Source organism: Paenibacillus sp. FSL R5-0527 (assembly GCF_038008055.1).
Taxonomy (GTDB): domain Bacteria; phylum Bacillota; class Bacilli; order Paenibacillales; family Paenibacillaceae; genus Fontibacillus; species Fontibacillus macerans.
Genome location: NZ_JBBOYI010000001.1, coordinates 1,723,567 through 1,746,853 on the forward strand (window position 1 = coordinate 1,723,567; position 23,287 = coordinate 1,746,853).

19 protein-coding genes and 1 pseudogene are annotated in these 23,287 nt (G+C 47.0%); 19 read left to right on the forward strand and 1 reads right to left on the reverse strand.

Annotated features, from left to right (window positions below):
• The first annotated feature begins 55 nt into the window (after positions 1-55).
• The 15 genes and pseudogenes from ctaD to NYE69_RS07740 all read left to right on the forward strand — a co-directional run bounded on the left by ctaD (position 56) and on the right by NYE69_RS07740 (position 17,275).
• Positions 56-1,906, forward strand: a complete 1,851-nt coding sequence (gene ctaD / locus NYE69_RS07670; protein WP_328272833.1) for a cytochrome c oxidase subunit I — start codon at positions 56-58, stop codon at positions 1,904-1,906.
• Entirely contained in the window at positions 1,903-2,529 is a 627-nt protein-coding gene (locus tag NYE69_RS07675) for a cytochrome (ubi)quinol oxidase subunit III (RefSeq protein WP_328272827.1), read from the forward strand. Before ctaD ends, NYE69_RS07675 begins: the two co-directional genes overlap by 4 nt.
• A 3-nt stretch (positions 2,530-2,532) precedes the next feature.
• Positions 2,533-2,853, forward strand: a complete 321-nt coding sequence (locus tag NYE69_RS07680) for a cytochrome C oxidase subunit IV family protein (protein ID WP_036626305.1) — start codon at positions 2,533-2,535, stop codon at positions 2,851-2,853.
• A 94-nt stretch (positions 2,854-2,947) separates the two neighbouring features.
• Positions 2,948-4,006 carry a cytochrome c oxidase assembly factor CtaG gene (ctaG, locus tag NYE69_RS07685; RefSeq protein WP_340925653.1) on the forward strand — a complete coding sequence of 353 codons (1,059 nt, stop codon included), beginning with the start codon at positions 2,948-2,950 and terminating at the stop codon, positions 4,004-4,006.
• Positions 4,007-4,565: 559 nt separating this feature from the next.
• Positions 4,566-5,030 carry a DUF420 domain-containing protein gene (locus tag NYE69_RS07690; protein ID WP_340925654.1) on the forward strand — a complete coding sequence of 155 codons (465 nt, stop codon included), beginning with the start codon at positions 4,566-4,568 and terminating at the stop codon, positions 5,028-5,030.
• 881 nt (positions 5,031-5,911) lie between these two features.
• Positions 5,912-6,631, forward strand: a complete 720-nt coding sequence (locus NYE69_RS07695) for a hypothetical protein (RefSeq protein WP_340925656.1) — start codon at positions 5,912-5,914, stop codon at positions 6,629-6,631.
• 45 nt (positions 6,632-6,676) lie between these two features.
• Positions 6,677-7,090, forward strand: coding sequence for a GntR family transcriptional regulator (locus NYE69_RS07700; RefSeq protein ID WP_340925658.1), 414 nt, complete (start codon positions 6,677-6,679; stop codon positions 7,088-7,090).
• Positions 7,090-8,016 carry an ATP-binding cassette domain-containing protein gene (locus NYE69_RS07705; RefSeq protein ID WP_340925661.1) on the forward strand — a complete coding sequence of 309 codons (927 nt, stop codon included), beginning with the start codon at positions 7,090-7,092 and terminating at the stop codon, positions 8,014-8,016. Before NYE69_RS07700 ends, NYE69_RS07705 begins: the two co-directional genes overlap by 1 nt.
• Positions 8,016-8,921 (forward strand): ABC transporter ATP-binding protein, encoded by a 906-nt coding sequence (locus tag NYE69_RS07710; protein WP_340930309.1) that lies wholly within the window; start codon positions 8,016-8,018, stop codon positions 8,919-8,921. Before NYE69_RS07705 ends, NYE69_RS07710 begins: the two co-directional genes overlap by 1 nt.
• Entirely contained in the window at positions 8,914-10,203 is a 1,290-nt protein-coding gene (locus tag NYE69_RS07715) for an ABC transporter permease (RefSeq protein ID WP_240752367.1), read from the forward strand. Before NYE69_RS07710 ends, NYE69_RS07715 begins: the two co-directional genes overlap by 8 nt.
• 303 nt (positions 10,204-10,506) lie before the next feature.
• Entirely contained in the window at positions 10,507-11,364 is an 858-nt protein-coding gene (gene licT / locus NYE69_RS07720; protein ID WP_230877258.1) for a BglG family transcription antiterminator LicT, read from the forward strand.
• Between the two features lie 127 nt (positions 11,365-11,491).
• Positions 11,492-13,396 (forward strand): beta-glucoside-specific PTS transporter subunit IIABC, encoded by a 1,905-nt coding sequence (locus NYE69_RS07725; RefSeq protein ID WP_340925663.1) that lies wholly within the window; start codon positions 11,492-11,494, stop codon positions 13,394-13,396.
• A 49-nt stretch (positions 13,397-13,445) separates the two neighbouring features.
• Positions 13,446-14,876 (forward strand): glycoside hydrolase family 1 protein, encoded by a 1,431-nt coding sequence (locus NYE69_RS07730; protein ID WP_340925666.1) that lies wholly within the window; start codon positions 13,446-13,448, stop codon positions 14,874-14,876.
• Positions 14,877-14,970: 94 nt separating this feature from the next.
• Positions 14,971-15,276, forward strand: a pseudogene (locus NYE69_RS07735) (MmcQ/YjbR family DNA-binding protein); the annotation flags it as partial.
• Between the two features lie 625 nt (positions 15,277-15,901).
• Entirely contained in the window at positions 15,902-17,275 is a 1,374-nt protein-coding gene (locus NYE69_RS07740; RefSeq protein ID WP_240752368.1) for a helix-turn-helix domain-containing protein, read from the forward strand.
• Positions 17,276-17,619: 344 nt separating this feature from the next.
• On the opposite strand, the gene NYE69_RS07745 is transcribed toward NYE69_RS07740, so the two are convergent.
• Positions 17,620-18,153, reverse strand: a complete 534-nt coding sequence (locus NYE69_RS07745; RefSeq protein WP_340925670.1) for a hypothetical protein — start codon at positions 18,151-18,153, stop codon at positions 17,620-17,622.
• A gap of 346 nt (positions 18,154-18,499) precedes the next feature.
• On the opposite strand from NYE69_RS07745, the gene NYE69_RS07750 reads away from it, so the two are divergent.
• The 4 genes from NYE69_RS07750 (at position 18,500) to NYE69_RS07765 (ending at position 23,256) form a co-directional block, all read left to right on the forward strand.
• Complete coding sequence (locus NYE69_RS07750) at positions 18,500-19,210, forward strand: hypothetical protein (RefSeq protein WP_196427593.1); 711 nt, start codon at positions 18,500-18,502, stop codon at positions 19,208-19,210.
• A 339-nt stretch (positions 19,211-19,549) separates the two neighbouring features.
• On the forward strand, positions 19,550-20,101 hold the full coding sequence (locus NYE69_RS07755; RefSeq protein WP_155621322.1) for a hypothetical protein: 552 nt from the start codon (positions 19,550-19,552) through the stop codon (positions 20,099-20,101).
• A 361-nt stretch (positions 20,102-20,462) separates the two neighbouring features.
• Positions 20,463-20,720: a DUF2808 domain-containing protein gene (locus tag NYE69_RS07760; RefSeq protein ID WP_230877257.1), complete on the forward strand. Its 258-nt coding sequence runs from the start codon at positions 20,463-20,465 to the stop codon at positions 20,718-20,720.
• Between the two features lie 1,351 nt (positions 20,721-22,071).
• Positions 22,072-23,256, forward strand: coding sequence for an acyltransferase family protein (locus NYE69_RS07765; RefSeq protein WP_155621321.1), 1,185 nt, complete (start codon positions 22,072-22,074; stop codon positions 23,254-23,256).
• Positions 23,257-23,287: the final 31 nt, after the last annotated feature.

Sequence of the window (23,287 nt, forward strand, 5' to 3'; positions counted from 1 at the left end):
AAAGGGGGTACAAACCTTGGCTCATGCTCACAGTGTCAAGCGGCACAAGGGGTTGATGGACTGGTTAACGACGGTCGATCACAAAAAAATCGCCATATTGTATTTGGTGGCGGGCGGATTTTTCTTCGGGATCGGCGGGATTGAGGCGCTGCTGATCCGCGTGCAGCTTGCAAAGCCGATGAACGATTTCGTGTCGGCGCAGCAGTTTAACGAATTGATTACGATGCACGGCACGACGATGATTTTCCTCGGCGTCATGCCGGTCATTTTCGCCCTGATGAACGCGGTTATCCCGCTGCAGATCGGGGCTCGGGACGTGGCGTTTCCGTTTTTGAACGCGCTCGGATTCTGGACGTTTTTGTTCGGCGGTCTGCTGCTGAACCTCAGCTGGCTGATGGGCGGCGCTCCGGATGCCGGATGGACGTCTTATACGCCGCTGTCTTCAAACACTTACAGTTTGACGCACGGCGTGGACTTCTACACGATCGGGCTGCAGATTGCCGGTTTGGGGACGTTGATCGGCGGTCTGAACTTCCTGGCGACGATCATTACGATGCGCGCGCCGGGCATGTCCTTTATGCGGATGCCGATGTTCTCGTGGACGACGTTTATCACTTCGGCCATCATTTTGTTCGCGTTCCCGGCGATTACGGTCGGCCTGGTGCTGCTGACCTTTGACCGGATTTTGGGCGCCAATTTCTTCAATGTGGAAAGCGGAGGGAACCCGGTGCTTTGGCAGCATATTTTCTGGATTTTCGGCCACCCGGAAGTGTACATTTTGATTTTGCCGGCTTTCGGCGTGATTTCCGAAGTTATTCCGACGTTTGCGCGCAAGCGGCTGTTCGGTTACAGCTCGATGGTGTTCGCGACGATTTTGATCGCCTTCCTCGGCTTCATGGTTTGGGCTCACCATATGTTTACGACGGGGATGGGGCCGGTCGCAAACGCTCTGTTCTCCATTTCGACGATGCTGATCGCCGTGCCGACAGGGATCAAAATCTTCAACTGGCTGTTTACGATGTGGGGCGGGCAAATCCGCTTTACGGCGGCGAACCTGTTCGCCTCCGGCTTTATCCCGACGTTCGTCATGGGCGGGGTTACCGGCGTTATGCTGGCTTCGGCCCCTGCGGACTATCAGTATCATGATACGTATTTTGTCGTGGCGCACTTCCACTACGTTATCGTCGGCGGCCTGGTGCTCGGCTTGTTTGCCGGTCTGCACTATTGGTGGCCGAAGATGTTCGGACGCATGTTAAGCGAGAGATTGGGAAAAGTCGAGTTTTGGACGTTTATCATCGGTTTCCATATGACCTTCTTTGTGCAGCATTTCCTCGGTTTGATGGGCATGCAGCGCCGCGTGTTTACGTATTTGCCGAACCAGGGCTTTGACCTGCTGAACCTGATCAGTACGGTAGGCGCGTTTTTGATGGGCGTGGGCGTCATCGTGTTCCTGATCAACGTCGGAATTACGGCAAAACAGCCGAAAGGCGCGGCAAACGATCCTTGGGAAGACGGACGTACGCTGGAATGGGCGATTCCTTCGCCGCCGCCGGAATACAACTTCAAGCAAATTCCGCTGGTGCGCGGGCTCGACGCTTTCTGGAAAGAGAAAATGGCCGGCAACAAGGAGATGACGCCGGCGGAACCGGTGGGACCGATTCACATGCCTTCGCCGACGATCCTTCCGTTTGTGATGTCGGTGGGCCTGTTTATCGCCGGTTTAGGTTTTATGTTCACCAATGACGATTTCGGGAACGGCTTCCTGAATCTGCTTTTCAATAAGTATATTGTAGTCATCATCGGTTTGGCGATTACGTTTGGATGCATGCTGCTTCGTTCGTTGTATGACGACCATGGCTGGCATATCGAACCGGAAGAGCCGAATGAGAAGGAGGTTACGGCATGACGACACCACATGCGCATCAGGCTGCGGGCGCTTTGCCTCATGAGCCGGAGAAGGCGACGCTGGAAGGGCGCAATAAAATCCTGGCCTTCTGGTTGTTTCTCGGCGGCGAGTCCGTCCTGTTCGGCACGTTGTTCGCCACCTTCCTGACTTTGCGGAACCAAGTCGCCGACGGACCGTCGGCGGCCGAATTGTTCAGCCTGCCGATGACGGCGGCGGCGACGTTTATCCTGCTGGTGAGCAGCTTGACGAGCGTATTCGCCATCCAGGCGATGCACCGCGGCGATCAAAAGAAGCTGGCGACCTGGCTGGCCGTCACGGTCGTGCTCGGCTTGGCGTTCCTCGTCCTGGAAATTTACGAGTTTTACGAATACGTACATCGCGATGAATACGGCATGACGACGAGCGCGTTCAGCTCGGCCTTTTATACGCTGGTCGGGTTCCACGGGGCTCACGTTTTGTTCGGTATTCTTTGGATCTCGCTGTTGATCGGTCAGCTGTTCAAAAAAGGCCTCACCGTCGTAACGGCGCCGAAGGTGTACGTGTCGGCCATTTACTGGCACTTTATCGATGTTGTATGGGTGTTCATTTTCACGGTCGTCTACCTGCTCGGAAAGGTGGTATAACAGATGGTGAGCCAGGAAACAAACGGCACGCAAGCGGTCAAACGCCATCAGCGGCATGAGGGCCCGCAGAAACATATCATCGCTTTCGTGTTCTCCATCGTTTTGACCTTGATCGCTTTCGCGGCGGTCGCCGCCGGCGGAGTGAACGCGGCGTTTACCGTCATTCTGCTGCTGGTGATGGCGGTGCTGCAGGTGCTTGTGCAACTGGGATACTGGATGCACATGAAGGATAAAGGCCACATGATCCCGATCCTGTTTATGTTCGGGGGATTCTTTGTCGCTTTTACCGCGGTCATTGCCGCTTTATACTGGATGTGGTGGTAAGATGAAAAAGAGGCGGGTCTGATCCGGAGATCATGGCCCCCCTCTTTTTTTCACAATTTAGACAGAAAATCCGGCGGCGGAGGGAGGTTTTACGATGCTTGGATTAGAATATTTTAAATTTGCGGATGTTTGGAGTCCGGTATTTCTGGCCTTTATGCTGCTGGTTACGGCGGGATATTTCGTGCTGATCGGTCCGGGCGGCGGGAAATGGGCCGCGGAGGAACGCGTGCCGGCGGGGCGAAAATTGCTGTTCGCGGCAGGGATGGCGCTGCTGTACCTGGCTCAGGGCGGTCCGGTCGAACTGCTGGGGCATATGATGTTCAGCTTCCATATGCTCAGCATGGCATTGTCTTATCTGGTTGCTCCGCCGCTGCTGATGTTGGGGATCCCGCCTTGGGTATGGCGGAAAGTCGCCGCGTTTCTGGCCGGAAGCCCGCTGCGCCATTTGCGGTTTTTGGTGAAGCCGGTGGCGGCGGCCGTGGTGTTTAACGGACTGTTTTCGTTTTACCATATCCCGGCGGTTCACGATTACGTGATGCTGCATTTCGGCGTGCACCGGCTTTATTACATCGTCCTGTTTATCGCTTCGGGGCTGATGTGGTGGACTTTGGTGAACCCGCTGCCTGAACGCCCGGGGGCGCAGGGGCTGAAGAAAATGGGGTTTATTTTTCTGAACATGGTGCTGCTTACGCCGGCCTGCGGCTTGATCATCTTTGCGAAGGAGCCGCTTTACGCGACCTACAGCGATCCGAACGTGTGGGCGAGAGCGATGGGGTACTGCGTTTCGGGAAATCCCGCGATGCTGTTAAGCCAATTCGGCGGTCCGCAGTTTTTCGGGTTCTTGGAACCCGGCATCGATCAGCAGGTGGGCGGCATTTTGATGAAGTTCATCCAGGAGTTTATCTTCGCCTCGATGCTGGCATATGTTTTTTACCAGTGGTACAAGCAGGAGAACCGCGGAGGCGACGATGAAGAACTGGCGGTTCAGCTTGCCGGGACGCGCGGTCATTCTGAGGCGCGCGAGCTTTCTGGGGTTCGTGAGTCTTCTGGGGTTCGTGAGCATTCTGAGGCGCGTGAACTTTCCGAGGTGCGGGAACTTTCCGATCTCCGTTCGGATGCGGCGATTATACCGCCGGGGAAAGTTGCGGAATAAAGGCGCCGCGGGGCGGGATCATGCTGTATGACGGAATAATCGCGCTTGACCAATGGGGTTGCCTCGAATGATCGATCTAACCGGCACATCTATCAGGTACAACTATTCGGCACAATTTTATGCTAACGGTTGTCATAGCGCTTATTCGGCCGAAAAAACGAAGGTTGCATTTCTAACGGTTGTATTCGCGCTTATTTGGGCGAAACAGCCCCTTTTCCTGCGAAAAAAAGGGAAATAAGCACGCTGGCAACCGTTACATCTTGTAAACCCCCGTTTTTACCCAAATAGCGTCGCTCACAACCGTTAGATTTTTCGCGCTTTTTTATTCGATCATTTACACACACTTTAACGCAATCGCACCTGTTTCCCGGTCACGCACCGGTTTCGGTTTTGGGCCGAAATAAGCGAGTTGAGTCCAAAATAGCATTCGATGTCCGGCAATCTATTGGATTTTTCCAACGTGAGGTGGGGGAACGATCAGTTTGCTGGGTACGAAGCCAGTTTTGTTCGTAACAAATTCAAGGATACAGTCCTCACAAAACTTTTAGGAGGTTCGAAATTGGATCTGTACACGTTGTTCCCGACGATCAGCACGTCGTTTATCGTTATTAGTGCGGTGCTGGTTGCCATCGGGTGGCGATTGATCATTAAGGGCAAACGGGAAGCCCACAAGAAGACGATGATCGCCGCCGCGGTCGCGGCGCTGCTGTTTTTTTTGATTTATATGTCCCGTACGGTGTTTATCGGGAATACGTCCTGGGGCGGTCCGGACAGCCTGAAAGGATATTATCAGACTTTCCTCATTTTCCACATCGTTCTGGCGACGGTGGCGGCCGTCTTCGGCCTCACGACGCTGGTGCTTGGATTCCGGGAAAAGTACGCGAAACACCGCAAATGGGGCAGAACGACTTCGGTGATCTGGTTTTTTACGGCGATTACCGGCGTGGCCGTCTACGTGCTGCTGTACTTGATGTACCCGGGCGGCCATACCAAGCCGGTATGGGAAGTGATTCTCGGCGTCTGACGATGCGGGGAACGAGCTAGCTGAGCGCTAACCCGCGCTAGCTGAGCGCTAACCCGCGCTAGCTGAGCGCTAACCCGCGCTAGCCGAGTGCTAACCCGCGCTAGCCGAGTGCTAACCCGCGCTAGCCGAGTGCTAACCCGAGCTAGCTGAGCGCTAACCCGCGCTAGCCGAGTGCTAACCCGCGCTAGCCGAGTGCTAACCCAGCGCTAATCAAGCATTACCCAAAGCGCTAACCGAATCCCTTGTCCCGCATATGGTAACGTCCTGAGTTATAAACTCGGGGCGTTATTTTTTTGCTTGCAGAAGGCGTGTTGAGCAGGGAGGTTTGACGAATCCCCCCCTAGTCATTATACTGTATATAAATATATACACAGTAGATACAGTTCAGTTTGACGCAAAATTCAGCGCACGGTTCGGAGTTTGCTTTAAACCGTATCCGGCCCAAATTGGGTAGAAGTTTTACGGCTCAACCTAATAATCGGCGCTTGACAGGGAGGCCGGAAACCGATCGTGGCAAGAAATATCGGGAGATCAATATCCCCGCTGTCCGGACGCTTTGCACGATTATCCCGTTTGATCCGGAAGCAGAGAGTAAATTCAGGAGAAGAAAATAGGTTTGGGAGAAGCAGACATGTTCGAGAACGTTAGACAGGTTTGTTGAGAAGGAGGTTTAGGAGAAGTGAAGGCAGACCCGACGGGAGGAATGGGGCAAGACACCGGGAAAAATGAAAGGACCGTGATTAGCCCCTACCCTCTCCCCCCTGAACAAAAGGAATAATCGTGCAAAGCAGCATGCAGGGATTATCAAGACAATTTATTTTGTCGACCACTGATTTCGGTTTTGAGCCAGTTTACATTTCGAAAAAGAAAGGTTGAGCGTATTGAACAGGTGGAAAGACGCTTGGGTCATCTTCAAAAGGGATCTGCACGGGGACCGGTTGTATCTGATCTGGAACGTTTTGTTTATGCTGTATATGGCGCTGATGATGAGCTTTATGTTCGAACCCGGTGAACGGGAAGCTTCTTTTCTTAAACCGCTGGCGGATTTTCTCATGCTGCTGTTGATTCCGTTTACCGGTTTTTATTTTTCGCGGCGCTCTTTTAACTACCTTAAAGAAGATTCATATACGCAGATGCTGCGGTTTTACCGCACGCTTCCCATCCCGGCGGACGCGGTGATGCTAGGCCGGATTATACAGTTGGTTACGGCGATTTTTTTTAATGGCGTGCTTTATTTTGCGGCGCTTTATCTGCTTTCGGCAACCCTGCGAAGCGAGCTGAGTCTGGCGGGATACATTGCTTTTGCCTTAACTTGGTGCGGCTACGGATTGCTGCTTAACGGCGCGTACATTTACTTTGAATTTTTAAAGAAAGGCAGCACATATCTTTGGATGTCGATGGCCTCGATGGTGCTGGTCGCTTTGCTCGCTTTTGTCGTCAACGGCTTCGGGGGGAATCTGATCAAGCTGACGGTAGATTACTCCGGGCGATATGCGCTCCTGTCGCCGCTGATGTGGGGGGCCTTGGTCTGCGGAACACTGGGCTTAAACCTGTTTGCCGCCGTCACGAAGCGCAAGCTGGCCGTGCGGGATCTGGCATAATGGGAACCTTGGGAAAAGCGCTGGAAGGCGGAGGTGACGAAAGCGATGTGGATTCCCATTCAACTGAATGAGGAGAGCGGAGCGCCGTTGTATCATCAGATCGAAACGCAACTCAAATCGCTGATTGTCAGCGGGCAAATCGAAGAAGGAACATTGCTGCCTTCAATCCGGGAATTCGCCGGAAGCCTGAACTGCAGCGTAATCACCGTTCGCCGCGTTTATCAGGATCTGGAGAACGAGGGGCTGCTGCGGACGAAGCAAGGAACCGGGACCTTTGTGGCGAAGGTGGGGGCCCAGGAACGCGGTGAATACCGCAAAACGGTCGTGCAGCAGGCCATCGCCGCGGCGGTAGATACCGGGAAATCGATGAATTTCGGAGAGGAAGAGCTGAAACAGCTGTTTTTGCAAGTTTTGCGGATGAAATACGGACCGGGGGACAAAAAGGGGGAGGAAAGCTGATGGAATTCGAGCTGGCTATAGAGCTGATTGGGGCCGTAAAACGGGGGCGCAGGAAAATGATCGGCCCGCTGAATTTGCAAATTCCCGCAGGCTATATCGTCGCTTTGGTCGGACCCAATGGAGCGGGAAAAAGCACGATCATGCAGATGATTTTGCAGATCATTGCACCGGATGAGGGAGAAATCAAATGGTACGGCCTCGCTCCAGGCGGTGAACTGCCGCTTGAAATTCGCCGGCAAATCGGGTATGTTCCGGAAAATCCGGCGGTGGACGAGAACTTTGTGACCCCGGAAGAAGCGGCGAAATTCCGCTCCCATTGGTACCCGGATTGGGACGCGAAGCGGTTTGAGCGGTTAATGGACCGTTTTGATGTGCCGCGGCGCGAACGTTTAAACCGGATGTCCAAAGGCGAACGGCGTAAATTCGAAATCGCCGCCGCGCTGGCGGCCAAACCGAAGCTGCTGCTGCTTGACGAGCCTTCGTCTGGGCTTGACCCGTTCGCTTGGGGTACGATGATCGAGGAACTGAAAGATTTTATGGATGAGGGTGGCGAAGCGGTGTCGATCGTGCTCAGTACGCATATGGTTGAAGAAGTGAAGCGGCTGGCCGATTACATCGCCCTCGTTCATGAAGGCAAGGTGCTCGGCATGGCCGAAAAAGACCTGCTGCTTGGAAGCTGGAAAGAATTTTGGCTCAAAGGGGAAAACTTGACGCCGGGTGATTTCCCTGGCACCGTAATTTTCCGGGAGAATGGCCCCGGCATCAGCAAGCTGGCCGTTAGGAACAATGGCGATTTTACACAGTGGTGCGGGAACCATGGACTGCAGGTGATTCAAAGCCGGAGTATGGAGCTGGAGGAAATTTTGAAGTTATGGATGCAGGGTTATCCTCCGGGCGATTTTTTTATGAAAGAAGGGGAGAAATGATGGCATATCCGTTGGTTTTGGAAAACGTGGTGAAGCAGTTCGGGGAAAAAACGGCCGTTAATCATATTTCGCTTCGGGTGGAGGAAGGGGAAATTTACGGTCTGCTTGGCGCAAACGGGGCCGGCAAAACGACGACGATGCGGATGGTGCTGGGGCTGATCTATCCGGACAGCGGACGCATTTTGTACCATGGCAAGCCGTACGGCCGGGAGCTCCAACACGAGATGGGGTATTTGCCGGAAGAAAGGGGCATGTACCCCAAGGTGAAGGTCAGCGACCAAATCATTTATTTGGCCCGCCTGAGGGGAATGTCGGCGGCGGAGGCCGACAAAAGCCTGAAATATTGGCTCGACCGTTTTGAAGTGCCGGAATATTACGACAAAAAAATCGAGGAGCTGTCCAAAGGCAACCAGCAAAAAATGGGCTTCATCGCCGCTGTCGTCCACAAGCCGAAAATCGTCATCATGGACGAGGCGTTCAGCGGTCTGGATCCGGTTAACGTCGAGCTGCTCAAGGCCACGGTGAAGGAGCTGCGCGATCAGGGCACCAGCATTTTATTTTCCACGCACCGGATGGAGCATGTGGAGGAGCTGTGCCGCAACATTACGATTTTGCACCACTCCAACACGGTACTGCAGGGCAATTTGCAGGAAATTAAGAAACGGTATCCCCGCGAAGAGGTGCTGCTGAAAACGGCGGGGGAAGTGAACGGCCTGGAGAGGTTAGGCGGCGTTAAAGCGGTGGAGCGGACGGATAACGGTTATTTGCTCCGGATCAAGGATGCGTCCGCCGCGCAGGCGATTCTGAAAACCGCGATGGACTCTGCCGAAGTGGAGCATTTTGAGATTAAGGAACCGACGCTCAACCAAATCTTTATTCGGGAGGTAGGCGAGTCGAATGAATAAAATGCGTACGGTGATCGGCTTTACGTTTATGAACAAGGTGCGGACGAAAGCCTTTATCATCACGACGGTCGTGTTGGCGTTGCTCGTTTCTGTCGGCCTCCATGTGCCTTATTTTATCGATAAATTTGCCGGGGGCAACGATCAGCCGTCGAAGATCGGCGTCGTCTATGCCGGCCAGCCGGAGCTGGCGAAAGCCTTAACGGCCTATGCGGAAAAGCAGCCGGCAGCTAGTTTTACGCTGATCCCCTACGAAAACGCGGATGAGGCCGCCCTGGGTCAAGAGCTCGAAGCGGGCAAAATCGACGGTTATCTGCAGTTTGTATCCGGGGCGGATGGCGGTTTTCCGGCGGTGACGTATACGTCCGAGTCCGGCCAGATGAAGGCGGATCTGCAAACCGCCCTGCAGGCGGCGCTGCAGCACGTCAAGGTGCAGTACATTACGAAGGGCATGCTGAATGAGGAGCAGATCGCCGCGCTCAACGCGCCGGTGCAAATCGATGCCGTAAAGTCCGCCGCGGAAGACGGAGCCAAGGAAGGGCCGGGCGGCAACGGCGGGGCGGAGCCCGGCGCGATCAACTATGTCGTCGTATACGCGCTGATCATTTTGTTCTTCATGACGATCACGATGACCGGGAATATGATCGCCTCCGAGGTGACGGCGGAAAAAAGCTCGCGCATCATGGAAATTCTCATTACGAGCGTGTCGCCGCTGGCGCAGATGTTCGGCAAAATCATCGGCATGTTTTTTATCGGCTTGCTGCAGATTTTCGTGTTCGCCGCGGTCATTGCGGTCAACGTTTCGCTGCCGTACAACCAGCCGGTGCTGGCCGATTTCAACCTCGATTTATCGCAGATCCGCGTCGAGGTGCTGGTGCTTGGGCTAGTCTTCTATATCCTCGGCTACTTCCTGTACGCGACGCTGTTTGCCGCCATCGGCTCGCTGGTGAGCCGGACGGAGGAGCTCGGCCAGGCGGTGATGCCGATTACGATGCTGTCGCTGGTCGCTTTTTACATCGGGATTTTCAGCTTGAGCAGCCCCGATTCGATGCTGCTTAAAATAAGCTCCTATATCCCGTTCGTTTCGCCCGTATCGATGATCGTCCGGATCGGCGTCGGAACAACGCCGGTGTGGGAGATCGCGCTTTCGCTGCTTATCCTCGCTGCCGCGATTTTCCTGTTCGGCTGGCTGTCGGCGAAAATTTACCGCACGGGCGTGCTGCTGTACGGCAAACGACCGACGCTGAAAGAGCTGCGCAAGGCGATGAAGGCTTACAAGATTTAAGCCAAAAAAAATTTGCTGAAGTTACCTATTGATTTCTTTGATTGTATCGATTATTATGGTTACATCGCTTCCATGATTGCGCTTTCTAAGTTAATTATTAATGTAAGTCTGTTTGTTGAATAATTTTTACAACTAAATGTATATACTGGGGATTGTTACTGATTTAATGCAGGCAAGACCTCAGCACAGACCTGTGTTTTATTTGTGCTGAGGCCTTGTCTTTTTTTTGGGTATTTTTTCCGGTTCAAATGGCGAACGGGATATAGCCTCTTCTGGAGCGGGACCTGGACAAGCGGCTGACATCTGAAGGGCGAGGGGGGTGATCGGAATGCAAATAAAAAAGTAATTAATAACAACATTGTAAGCGCGGTCAATGAACGGGGCGATGAACTGATCTTGATGGGCAAGGGCATCGGGTTTCAGAAAAAGGAGGGGGACGCGGTAAACCAAGGCCGGATCGAGAAAAGGTTCTACCTGGAGGATGCCGGTTTATATGAAAAATATAAAAAGCTGCTTGAAGAAGTTTCGGCGGAAGAGATGGATCTGGCTCATGATATCATCAGCTATGCCAGAAAAACGCTCAAGAAAAATTTGAATGAAAGCATCTATATCTCGCTGCCGGATCATATTAGTTTAGCTGTGGAACGCGTCCGCAAGGGGATCGAAGTAAGCAATGCGCTGCTTTGGGAGATCAAGCGTATTCATAGGGACGAATATGCTGTAGCCAAAACGGCGCTGGACATGATCGAGGAAAGATTGCACGTCCGCTTGCCGGATGACGAAGCTGGTTTTATCGCCTTTCATTTCGTCAACGCCGAATTGAATGAAGAAATGCATAATGTGGTGAACCTTACGAAGTTTCTTCAGGAAGTTCTCAAGATTGTAGAATATCATTTTACGATCACGCTGGATGAAAATTCTTTGAACTATTACCGTTTCGTCACCCATCTGAAATTTTTCGCCCAGCGTATTTTCAACCACAGTACGATGGGCGATCGGGACGGAGAATTGTATGGTGTCGTAAAGTCCTCCTACCCCCAGGCGTTTCAATGCGTTGAGAAAATAAGCTCGTTTATTGAAAAAAAGTATGATCACACGATGTCGCAGGATGAAAAGCTGTACCTCACGATTCATATTCAACGGATTGTGAGCCGGGAATGAGGAAAACTACATGTACGCATCAGGATAGTTACTGCTTTCGGGCAGGCTTGACCTGAATCAGCACCGCAATCGATGCAGTGCCGGTTCAGGTTTTTTTATTTTTCATCTGACAAGGAGAGATAACGCCATGAAGTATGATCAATTGGCCGAACGTATCGTTCATTACGTCGGCGGCAGGGATAATATCCAATCGCTGATCCATTGTGCCACCCGCCTGCGCTTTACCCTAAGGGACGACAGTAAAGCGGATAAAAGCAGCATCGAGAAGCTGGACGGAGTCATCAGCGTCGTTCGTAGCGGCGGGCAGTTCCAGGTTATCGTGGGGAATGCGGTAGCGGATGTCTATAAGCTGATTGTTGGCATTGCCCATCTTGAGAGCAAAAGCGAATCTTCAGAGAGTACAGGTTCCAAAAAAGAAGGTTCGCCGCTCAGCAGGGCGATCGACCTGATCTCCAGCATCTTCAGTCCGCTCCTGACCGTTTTGGCCGGGGCCGGGCTGCTTAAAGGGCTGCTGACGCTGGCGACGAACTTCCACTGGCTGGATCCGGCCGGCGGGACGTACAAGCTGTTGTATGCGGCGGCGGACAGTTTCTTCTATTTCCTGCCGATTTTTCTGGCCATTACGGCTGCACGGAAGTTTGAGGCGAATCAATTCATCGCCGTAACGATTGCCGGCGCACTGATTTATCCGGATATCGTGGCCCTGAAAACGGCTGGCACGAGCATCGATTTTTTGGGGATTCCCGTTATTCTGATGCAATACTCGTCAACAGTCATTCCGATCATTTTATCCGTGTGGGTATTGTCTTACCTGGAGAAATTTCTGAAGAACAAGCTGCATGAAAGCATACGAACTTTGTTTGTGCCTGTCATCTGTCTGATCTTGATGGTGCCGTTGACGTATCTGGTAATCGGCCCCATCGGCACCTATGCCGGGACCGGACTGGCATCGGCGATTTCATGGCTGTATAATTTGAACCCGATCATCGCAGGGTTTGCCCTTGGCGCTCTTTTCCAGGTGCTCGTCATTTTCGGAGTTCACTGGGGGCTTATTCCCGTCATGCTCAATAATATCGCCAAATACGGCCGGGACTCTCTGTCGCCGTTGTACGGGCCTGCGGTCATCTCCCAGGCCGGCGCATCCCTCGGCGTGTTCCTGAAAACGAAAAATAAAAAGCTGAAGTCTCTGTCGCTATCCGCATTTATCACCGGGGTATTCGGTGTAACTGAGCCGGCGATTTACGGGGTTACGCTGAAATTGAAGAAGCCGTTTATCGTGGCCTGTATCAGCGGAGGGATCGGCGGCGCGATTGCCGGCGGTTATCACGCGTCCGCGGTGGCGCTCGTCCCCAAAAGCATCCTGACCTTTCCGGCTTTTGTCGGCCCGGGTTTTATCGGCTATGCGATCGGGTTTGGGGTGGCTTTTGTCCTCAGTGTGATTTTGACGTATCTCGTTGGCTTCGACGATCCTGTGGAAGAGAATACGGATGCGGAACCGGCAGGATCAACCGCCCGGGGAGCTACAGCTATTGAACGGCAACAAGCATCGGATTTGCAAATCTATGAGAAGCAAGAAATCCTCAGCCCGTTAAAAGGGCGGATCATCCCCTTAACCGAAATGGAGGATGAGGCTTTCGCTTCGTTGGCGATGGGGAAAGGGGCGGCTATTCTTCCTTCCGAGGGCAAGCTGTATGCGCCGGCAGATGGCACCGTGGCGCTTGTCTTCCGAACGGGGCACGCGTACAGCGTGGTGACGGAGGATGGAGCTGAGCTGCTGATTCATATCGGGATCAATACCGTAAAGCTGAAAGGGCAGTATTTTATCTCGCATGTCAAACAAGGCGATACGGTCAAAGCGGGCGATCTATTGGCGGAATTTGATGTGGAAGCTATTCGTGCGGCGGGCTATGATACCACGACTCCGATCATTGTATCCAATACGGCTTTATATATGGACGTGTTGGTGATGAAGGAGAAAGGAGAAGAAGTGGTTGAGGGAGAGCAACTGCTCACCATCGTCGGCCGAAGCTGACCTGTCCGGAAATTTTAGAAAAAGAATAAAAAACCAGGAGGAACATACAATGAACAGATCAAGATCGGCTTTTCCAAAAGATTTTCTATGGGGGGGCGCCATTGCCGCCAATCAGGCGGAAGGCGCATGGGATGCGGACGGCAAAGGTCCGTCTATCGCAGATGTTTGCCGCGGAGGCATTATATCTGGTGTGGCGGATGAGAGGGTGGAGCCCGGCAAGTATTATCCCAGCCATGAGGCGATCGACTTTTACCACCGTTACCAGGAAGATGTCGCCATGTTTGCGGAAATGGGCTTCACACTGTTCCGCACGTCAATCAATTGGTCGCGGATATTTCCGAAAGGCGACGAGTCGGAGCCTAACGAGGCCGGTCTCGCTTTTTACGACAACCTGTTTGATGAATTGCTGAAATACGGTATTCAGCCGATGGTGACCATTTCCCATTACGAGACGCCGCTTCATCTGGCAACCGAATATGGCGGCTGGGAGAACCGGAAGCTGATCGGCTTCTTTAGCCGTTTCTGTGAAACGATATTCAAGCGGTACAAGGATAAAGTGAAGTACTGGATGACCTTCAACGAAATTAACAATATGCATAAAATTCCGTTTGCCGCTGGGGCTTGCCGGATTGATGAAGGGCCGGATAAAGTGCGGCGCATTTACCAGGCCAGCCACAATATGTTTGTGGCCAACGCGAAGGCGGTAAAGCTGGGCAAAGAGATTATGCCGGACAATCAGGTGGGCTGCATGCTGTCGTTGAGCGCCTTTTACCCGAATACATGCCATCCGGACGATGTGTTTGAAGCCTACGAATTCCGCAGACGGTCGCTGTTCTATTCCGATGTAATGCTGCGGGGCCACTACCCGGCTTACATGAACCGCGTTTTCGAGGAATTTGACGTTCATCTGAACACGGAGCCCGGGGATAAGGAGTTGATTCGGGATCATACCTGCGCCTTCCTGGCGTTCAGCTATTATATGAGCTCCACTCATAAGGCCGGCATGCCGATTCAAGGGACGACCGGCGGAGTCCGCGGCATAGACAACCCGTACCTGGAGAAATCTTCGTATGGCTGGGCCATAGATCCGAAAGGTTTGCGTTACGTTTGCAATGAGCTGTATGATCGCTACGAGAAGCCACTGTTTATCGTCGAGAACGGTTTCGGTGACGTGGATGTCATTGCCGAAGACGGCAAAATCCACGATGCCTACCGGATCGATTATGTGCGCCGGCATCTGATTGAAATCAGCGAAGCGCTGGAAGACGGCTGCGAAGTATTGGGCTACGCTTACTGGGGGCCGATCGATATCGTCAGCGCCGGTACCGGCGAAATGCGCAAACGCTACGGGTTCATCTATGTGGACAAAGACAACGAGGGGAACGGTACACTGAAGCGGATGAGGAAAGACAGCTTTGACTGGTATAAAGAGGTCATTGCCAGCAACGGAGAGAGCTTGTTTACCGGCGGCAGATATTAAGGAGACCGCTGGAGATCGCAGAAATAGCGCTACAAATGACCGCTATTTCCGGCAGGATGACCGCCCGGTGATTTTCCGGGCGGCTTTTTGACGTTTCGCCCCCAGTCTTGAAGATCAACCCTTCGGAGAAGGATGGACGGCCATTCGCCATAAAGAAAACAAGAAGTTATTTCCCTTGATATTCAATCGAGATAAACATCTTTGCGTTAACCTTAAATGTGATCCTGAACGATCCGATTTTCTTCGACAGGCATTCAAGGAAGTCAAGCCGGGATATCATATGAATAAAGAGCATTGGAATACGATCATTTTAGATGAAGGACTTCCGGAAGATGATCTTCATGATATGGTAAGGCATAGTTTTGAACTAACGAGACCTAAACCTAAAACCAAGAAATAGCACAGTTAAACTTTCAACACAAGGAGTTCACCTGCTCAGGTTCTTTTTGGTGCTTCATTTAACGGGCTGAAAGGGATGTGAAACTGAATTATCAAATATTAATAAACAAGAAGATCGCCCTATCTGGCCAGCTTGGTCAGGTGGTTGGCGATCTTCTTGATGTTTTGTCAGAATGGCGGTCAAACAAACTAATTCGTAGCTGTTTTGCACATTCGGATTGGAGCGAAGCATGCAACCACTCCCTTTCTTATTTCAGCTGTGTATTTACATACTTTAGCTTCAATGAAAAGCCTCCATAAGTGAAACCCAATAGTTGTAGGTTGATTTCGTTTCGGAAGAAGCTACATCCCTAAAACGTTCAAACAACCTAACTGACTTTATTATGCAAGATATCTTTTTAACTTTTGCGGATAATTCCAAACAATGTACTAAAAACCCAAACCCAAACGGATACAGGTTCTGGTTAAAATAATACAACATCATTCTATAAGCGAGAGACATGCTACAAAATAATGAATAAATTGACCATAGTACAAAAAAAGTATATATTTGTAATATACATAAAATTCCAGAGGCCAGCATTGTGGATGTAATCCTTAATCTATTGAAAATATAAAAATAAGGAGTGGTTTCATTGAACTCATCTACGATACTTGCTGAAGTTATTTCTTATATGAAACAGAACGATTTAAACACAAGACAGCTTGCTATAAAGCTAGATATTAACGTAGGGACACTTAGTTATTTATTAAATGGCAACCGAACCTTAACCGTCGATCATTTGGATCGTGTTACAGAGATATTGGGATTTCCTAAAGGACATTTCTATGAAAACTATATTAATGAGTTTCTAAAAGATATTAATCCAAACTGGCGAAGAATCGGTCCCTTTCTTCATAGGTGTGCTGAATTAGGTAAGTTGGACTGTATTCATGAAATGGCAAGTTTTTTACTGGATGATTTGATGTATTCCACCCCATTGTTTGAACTGGCCGAGGAATTATTCGGAAGCGGAAATTATAAAGCGGCAGAAATACTGTATGAAAATGTAGCCATGAGCGAGAGAAAGCAATATTCAGAACGATTGGCTTTATGTCAATACCGGCTGTTTAAAATACGGATTGGAAAAGACCAGGTATCAAATGTTAGGATTGCATGTCAATTTGAACCCTATGTTGAACGAATGGATGAAATCCAGCAACTAGACGCACTAAAAGACTTGGCTAATTTGTATCGTTCTCTTCATCAATGGGATCGGGTAGAAATATTGGCAAATGAAATGGAAAATAAGGCTAAGATACAGTATTTTAGAGAATCACGTTCCGAGTCAGCACTTCAGGAAATACAAAGCAAGTTGAGTAGACCGTTTTTTGTCTATTTAGCTTACCCGAAACTTCTGAAAGCAAACGTATGTGAGGGTCGGAATGACTATAAAAAAGCCTTGCAATTCACATATGACTACGCTGATCTAAGCTGGGTAAAAGAAACAGATACTGAAACCCTATATTGGTTGAATTTATCCAAGGAATGGGCAACAGCTAATATCTATGCCAATAAGCTTATGGGAGGTGATATAAGTGTTTTAGAAGAATATGTAGAATACATAAAGGGTCAACCGGATGAGATACTTGTAGCTTTGGTTAATATTATGTATGCCGCAAATCGTTATGAAATTGATGTGGATCATATTCTCCAACAATTTAATTCAGAAATCGAAACATTCGTATATCCACAAACAAATGATTTGTATAAAAGTCAGGTGATTCCTGATTACTACCCTGGTTTTTTATATGACCTATCACTATATTTTCATCGTAAAGGTGACTACATAAAAGGATTTAAATATATGCTGCAAGGTTTGGAAAATTCAGTTATGATTAATAAGGAGGACAGTATTATTAAGTTCATGGTTTTATTTGAACAATTCAGACATGTGGCTACTGAAGAGATTTGTTTTAAATATAAAAAAATAATTAGTGAGGTGTATCAGGTAGTATGAAAAAGAAATTGATCTGTAGCCTTCTTTTATCGTTAGCACTAATTCTACCTGTTTCGGGTTTACTTCAGCAACCTATTTTTACCGTATTAGCTCAACATGGTGGTTATTAGTTAAGGCTCTATACAAAACATACTGCTTAAAACTAAGAAATGAAGATGCGTTGGCTATAAATATACAATTTGATTAACAATGTGGTGAAATGAATGCGGTCACTACACCCTTAGCCCTCGGTTGTAGTGCCTATGGAGTTATGAAGACATTGGATTGAGAGAAAAGACGGTTGAGTAAAATTCTCAACCGTCTTTTCTTGTACATCCAAACCATGAGAGCGGTTATTTGAAAAATTATCTATCTTCCTTAACCATAGCCAAAGAATTTGCAATTTTTTGCAAGTATTCTATAGCTGCGTCTTCTTTGATATGCTTACCATTTATTTTATCAATGACGATCATGTAGTTCCTCTCTTCTTTATCAAACCGTAATACATAAAATAATTTGCCATCCTTGTATTCAGCTTTTGTTCCATCACTTAAGGAGGCGGCGTAACTCCCGCTTAATTTGGAATTCTCAATTTGAGGATTAACGTGAACACGGATTTTCTGATTATCACTTACATATTCCGTTTTTAGGACAGATCCACATCCAACAATACGTACACTTTTTAAAGTTGCATCAAATGGTAACCATGTTGGCATTAATACAGGACTCGAAGAAGCCGTTAATTCTTTATATTCTGTAACAGCTTTTTCAAGAGTATCAAAAAATGTTATCGGATAGCACTCCCCATTCGCTTTTGGCGATGCCAAAACATAAGGGGCATCTGTCAGCCCAACCACTGCAACTAATGCTAAAGAACACTTCATAAGAAACTTCTTCATAAATATCCTCCTTCAAGCCGGCTTTCAGCACTTTCTGTTGATATGATTATTCCCTATAATCCCCTTATCTCATCTTTATTATTAGTGATTTGTTTGGATATCCACCTTTGCGAATGAGGATGGACCTTCCTGTAGTAGAACCTAGTGCTTGTAGAGGTTCGCTCACAATATGACGAACGGCAGCCATTTCGGACAATGTCAGCTTTCCTTTCCGATCCCCCCCCATATCATATATGCTATCTATCCGCTAACCAACGCTACTCTCCATGCTGCGTTCTCGATGAGCCAGGGTTATAAATTTTTAATATTAATGTACTATATACCAATTTGAACCAATATGGAGTATGTGGAATTATATGACAAATATCTCAAAAATATATTTTGTTCTAAAATGGATGAACTTAGTAAGATAAATTCAGAACTGCTTTTAGCTGAAGCGATAGAGGAAAAAGGTATTTCAGGAGAGCTTCCGTTCACACTAGAAGCAAAACGAGAAGAGTACAATAGGGTTGAGGCTGAATTGGTTTCTATGGGGATAAAAAAGTTGAACAATAATGAGGTGAAGACGTTATTAGAAAATGAAGGGAAATACTCAATCAATTCCATACCAGAGTTTCCGGAAGTACCTGACAGTACGAGTTCAAATACTTGGTATTCGAAAGGACCTTCTAGAACTTACGATAGTAAAACCAAACAATACTATAATGTTTATTCTATCTATGCTGTGCCTAAAGATTTAACAAGTAGTATGACGGATAGAATAGACTTCGATATGTGGTATAAACAGGACAATGCCGAAAGACTTTTAAACAAATTAATCTCTATTTATGCTCAAAAAATTGTTGCTACAGTTAGGGCAATTTCTTGGTACCCTTGGGAGCTACTTTGGCCAGATGGAGGTCAACCGGAGAGTCTTTCAGGTTCTGATTATAATATTTATGGCTCTGCGGCTACAACAGTTTGCTTTGCATTTGTAAAACCTGAGAAAAAAGAAGATACCTATTATCATTTAACACTCACATCACACTCATTAAGTCTAGCTGTTTTGCATATTTAAGAGGAGTTGGGAAAAATGGTGAGGCTATTGCGGTATCAATACCTACAAACGATACTATTCAATCAAGTTACTGGGAGTCGGTAATACGTGCCCGGCAGTTTTATATTGAGTCACAGACCGCCGGACATGTAGTTAGTGCCATTCCTACACTTAAGTACTACAGCGGAACACACAGTGACCCTGATCAGGATATTATTAAAGAATATTATCCACCTATGGCTTCTTTTATGGCAGATGTATATTAATAAATAGTTATTGCTGAATAGAAAACTGAAAATTATCAGTTTTCTATTCTTTATTTTGTATTTATCCACTTTATATACAAAAAGGAGGCTCTTGATGAGTAAGAAGGGGACAGTTACATTTATATTAATCATTTTTGTAGTAAGTGCTATTGTATTGCTTTTAATCTACATACGACCTATCTCAGTGGACATAAAACTAAATGGAGTTCGTTACTCAACGGTTTTGAATGATGACTCTATTATCCAAACTGAAATTGTCGTTATGCAAGGTACTTTAAAAAGAAAGTTGAATGGTGAGCGTACCTTTTCAGGTACTTTAGGTAGTGGAAAAAATGAGTTAGAGTTACAAAAAAATATGAGGAAAGTAGATATTCTGTTTGATTCTGAGGGGTATGGTAAGATGATGTCAACACAAGTTAATCAACAGGCTGATTGGAAGCCTGAGAACTACAGATATGGTATCATTTTTGCAGATTTTAATAGAAAAGAATTAACAATTCAATTGAATGAATTAAACGAAAAAAGTGTTGAACGGTGGGTTCAGGGGGAAGGAAACTTAATAACTGCACCAGCTTCTAACAAAGCCGACGCGTTGAAAATATCCAACAGACTTATGGAGAATTTCGTAAACTTAGAAAAAAAATAATAACGAAGGTCTTCCCATTTACGTATAGGAGCGTAGATTTCAATTGAGTCCTCATAATGAATCCTCCAAAATAAATAATTATATTTACAAATATTGTCCTTAGTTACATTGTTATCAATGATTGCGCATACTAGCGATCCACTGAGCGTGAACTTGTTGCCAAGGATCTCGTTGAAGAGGCATCGGTTCATTTGGTCGAAGAATGTGAAAGTCTCGTTTTACAGGAGAAATTTTAAAAAAAGTAAAATCAGAATCTTAGATTATTGGCGAACAATGTTGGTATATGTAATTTAATGACTGATTTGGTCGTATATACCTTGTTGTGTTATGATATTAGCATATTCACAAATTAAATTATTCTGTGACAATTGGATATCCAAATATTAAACTGTATGCAAAAAATACAGGAGCAGAATCTTTTAGAGTCGAAGTAAAGCACAACAGCAAGAATACGGTTATTTTTAATGAAACCGTTAAAGCAGGTAAAACAGTAGAAGTTGCAAATAATGATAGTAATCCAAAAGTTCCTTCAGGCACTTATACAGTGACTGTTTACGGTGGATCAGGTTTACCAAAAGGAGAAATTGTTCTTAAAAGTTCTGACACTAAGTGGCCTTAAAAAAGAGGTACGACGGAAGCGATATGATCTTGCAATGCAGATACAACACAAGTTGTATCTGCATTGTTTTTTATTTTGTGACGCAAAAGCGTCACAGGACTACGTACTGAATTAGCCCTCCCAACAACGACAGAATTACCTAAATCTGCTCGCTACAGACAGTCTACCGCGATATACGCAGCTTCCCGTCTGATTGATAAATCTATCAGTTCCTCACTATAACTAAGCTGCAGATTGAGTTAAATGGCATTGGGGATTCGAAGATCCAGCTAAAGCTACTGGCTGTAATGTAAAATAAAAAATGATTAAAAAGCATTAAAACAGGCAACATATGATGTGTCAAATATAACTTGCTTTTCATCTAAAACGAAAAAGTGTATTGAGATCAAAGGGTTATCGATCTATGTTATTTACAGGATTGCGCACCTCATCATCTATTAAATGTGTATATATCACTGTTGTTTGTATGGATGAATGTCCTAATTGATTTCTCAATTGACTTCTCGATAGATTGCCCAGTCAAACGCCGACTTTTTCCTTTACGATCTATGGGTGCTGCAATGAATAAAAGCTTTAGGTCCTTTCAGGTAAATATCTTAGTTCTCTAATCTGCAAGTAACTTTCCAAATCCAATAATGTTTGCTTGCTAAAATATACATATTGTTCTTTATTGCCTTTACGTATAACAGGCACTGAAGCTTTATTGATACCTCCTTATGCATTTCTCCGAAATTATGGGCCACGAATTGTCTGAATACTTCAAAATCGTCTTCTCTTAGAATTTTTCTTCAATACACTTCGCAATGGCCTCCTGGCTTTCCTTAACCGCATTCAAGTCCATTTTGGCCATCACATTCCGCTGAATATAAGGCTTCAGATCACGTGTTTCAATTATGCAATGACCATGATCTACACGACTCCTGGTGCAGAGGATAGAGAACGGTGGAGTCGATCAGCTGGACGTGATCAAATATCATCAAAATGGAGGTTATGAATATGACTAATGATAAAAATAAGAAATACGAAAAGATAATTGTATATGTTAACTAAAAAAGTACGCCAGAGCAGCCATTAAAAAGTCTCCCACTTAAAACCGATAAAACCACAGAGTCATATAGTTGCTGTGGAGGCCGGGAATGATCTGCTTGATTCAGAAACAGAATGTTATCTTGATGAATTACCGATAAGGGAGATTTCAAAGAGAGAACAGTAGAAACGAAAGGTATAGAATCACAATGGATGCATGGTACCGTTTGGAATAAAATAAAAAATGATTCACTATGTGCATTTAATCGCGCAGCATCGCATGTTATAGTAGTTCTATTCATGAAAGTAGGGAAAAAAATAAAAAATGAATGAAGTGACATCCGATAAAAAGCTATTCTATTTGGAAGGCATCAGGGGACTAGCGGCATTTGCCGTGGTTATTTCGCACTACGTACAAGTATTTTATCCAGCTGCGTTAAACGGAAGACCGGAACAAGCTCATTTTAAATGGGATATCTGGTACGGACATTCTCCGATCAATCTATTTTATAATGGACAATTTGCCGTGTGTTTGTTTTTTGTGTTAAGCGGTTATGTGCTCAGTGTCAAAATGTTTGAAAAAGAGCTCGATAGCGAGACCTTTCAAAAATTGTTGCATTCCAGCGCTATACGAAGGTACATTCGGCTTGCCGTGCCGGCAGCGGTATCCGTATTGCTTGTGTATCTAGCAATTATTACGAAGGCCTTTTACCTCCAAGAAATATGGGGAACAACATGGACGGATATGAAAAAGGACTACTACGCTTTAGATACAAATGTATATACCGTTATCAAGGCCGCTATTTTTGATCCATTTTTCCGGTTTGATGCCCATCCTTACAATCCAGTCCTTTGGACAATGGGCTATGAGCTATTAGGTTCTTTTTTAATTTTCGGTTTTCTTGCATTATTCGGACGAGTGAAAAAAAGATGGATGGTGTATGTGGTCTTATCCATTGCTTTGATTCAAACCTATTTTGTCGCTTTTTTGTGGGGAATGCTGCTGGCCGATTTGCTTAAGCACAAATGGGTTCAAAGTAAAATAATGGCAGTACTTGTGCTTTTAATAGGGATTTACTTAGGTTCAGCGCCTTATACTTCATTAATGGGGACGATGTACGAACCGATAGAAGTGTGGACAAAAAATATCAATGCATGGATTCAATTTAACATCGATCCGCGGCTTCTTGCCCGAATCCTAGGTTCTGCTATGATTTTGTTTGCTCTGCTTCGTTTAAAAGTGCTGCAGCATGTGTTTGGATGGAAGCCGTTTGCTTATTTAGGACAGATTTCATTTTCCCTTTACCTCATTCATTTCACTTTCCTAAATACGTTCTCCGCGTTCCTGTTTAGTAAAGTGATTCATTATTGTAGTTATAATCTTGCTTATGCAATTACGTTTATGGTTTCTATGGTGCCCTTATTTATTTTGTCGCATTATTATATGAAATATATCGATCAAGGGGCATTAAAACTAGCTCGAAAAGTTGAAATAAAGATGACCGCATAACCTAAACACTTATTCCAAAATGGTATATAGT

Excerpts from the sequence above, each read along its gene's own strand:
- ctaD (WP_328272833.1), top strand. The coding sequence starts at position 56 with ATGGACTGGTTAACGACGGTCGATCACAAAAAAATCGCCATATTGTAT.
- NYE69_RS07675 (WP_328272827.1), top strand. The coding sequence starts at position 1,903 with ATGACGACACCACATGCGCATCAGGCTGCGGGCGCTTTGCCTCATGAG.
- NYE69_RS07730 (WP_340925666.1), top strand. The coding sequence starts at position 13,446 with ATGAACAGATCAAGATCGGCTTTTCCAAAAGATTTTCTATGGGGGGGC.
- NYE69_RS07745 (WP_340925670.1), bottom strand. The coding sequence starts at position 18,153 with ATGAAGAAGTTTCTTATGAAGTGTTCTTTAGCATTAGTTGCAGTGGTT.
- NYE69_RS07765 (WP_155621321.1), top strand. The coding sequence starts at position 22,072 with ATGAATGAAGTGACATCCGATAAAAAGCTATTCTATTTGGAAGGCATC.
- NYE69_RS07680 (WP_036626305.1), top strand. The coding sequence starts at position 2,533 with ATGGTGAGCCAGGAAACAAACGGCACGCAAGCGGTCAAACGCCATCAG.
- NYE69_RS07715 (WP_240752367.1), top strand. The coding sequence starts at position 8,914 with ATGAATAAAATGCGTACGGTGATCGGCTTTACGTTTATGAACAAGGTG.
- NYE69_RS07710 (WP_340930309.1), top strand. The coding sequence starts at position 8,016 with ATGGCATATCCGTTGGTTTTGGAAAACGTGGTGAAGCAGTTCGGGGAA.
- ctaG (WP_340925653.1), top strand. The coding sequence starts at position 2,948 with ATGCTTGGATTAGAATATTTTAAATTTGCGGATGTTTGGAGTCCGGTA.
- NYE69_RS07755 (WP_155621322.1), top strand. The coding sequence starts at position 19,550 with ATGAGTAAGAAGGGGACAGTTACATTTATATTAATCATTTTTGTAGTA.
- NYE69_RS07705 (WP_340925661.1), top strand. The coding sequence starts at position 7,090 with ATGGAATTCGAGCTGGCTATAGAGCTGATTGGGGCCGTAAAACGGGGG.
- NYE69_RS07725 (WP_340925663.1), top strand. The coding sequence starts at position 11,492 with ATGAAGTATGATCAATTGGCCGAACGTATCGTTCATTACGTCGGCGGC.
- NYE69_RS07700 (WP_340925658.1), top strand. The coding sequence starts at position 6,677 with ATGTGGATTCCCATTCAACTGAATGAGGAGAGCGGAGCGCCGTTGTAT.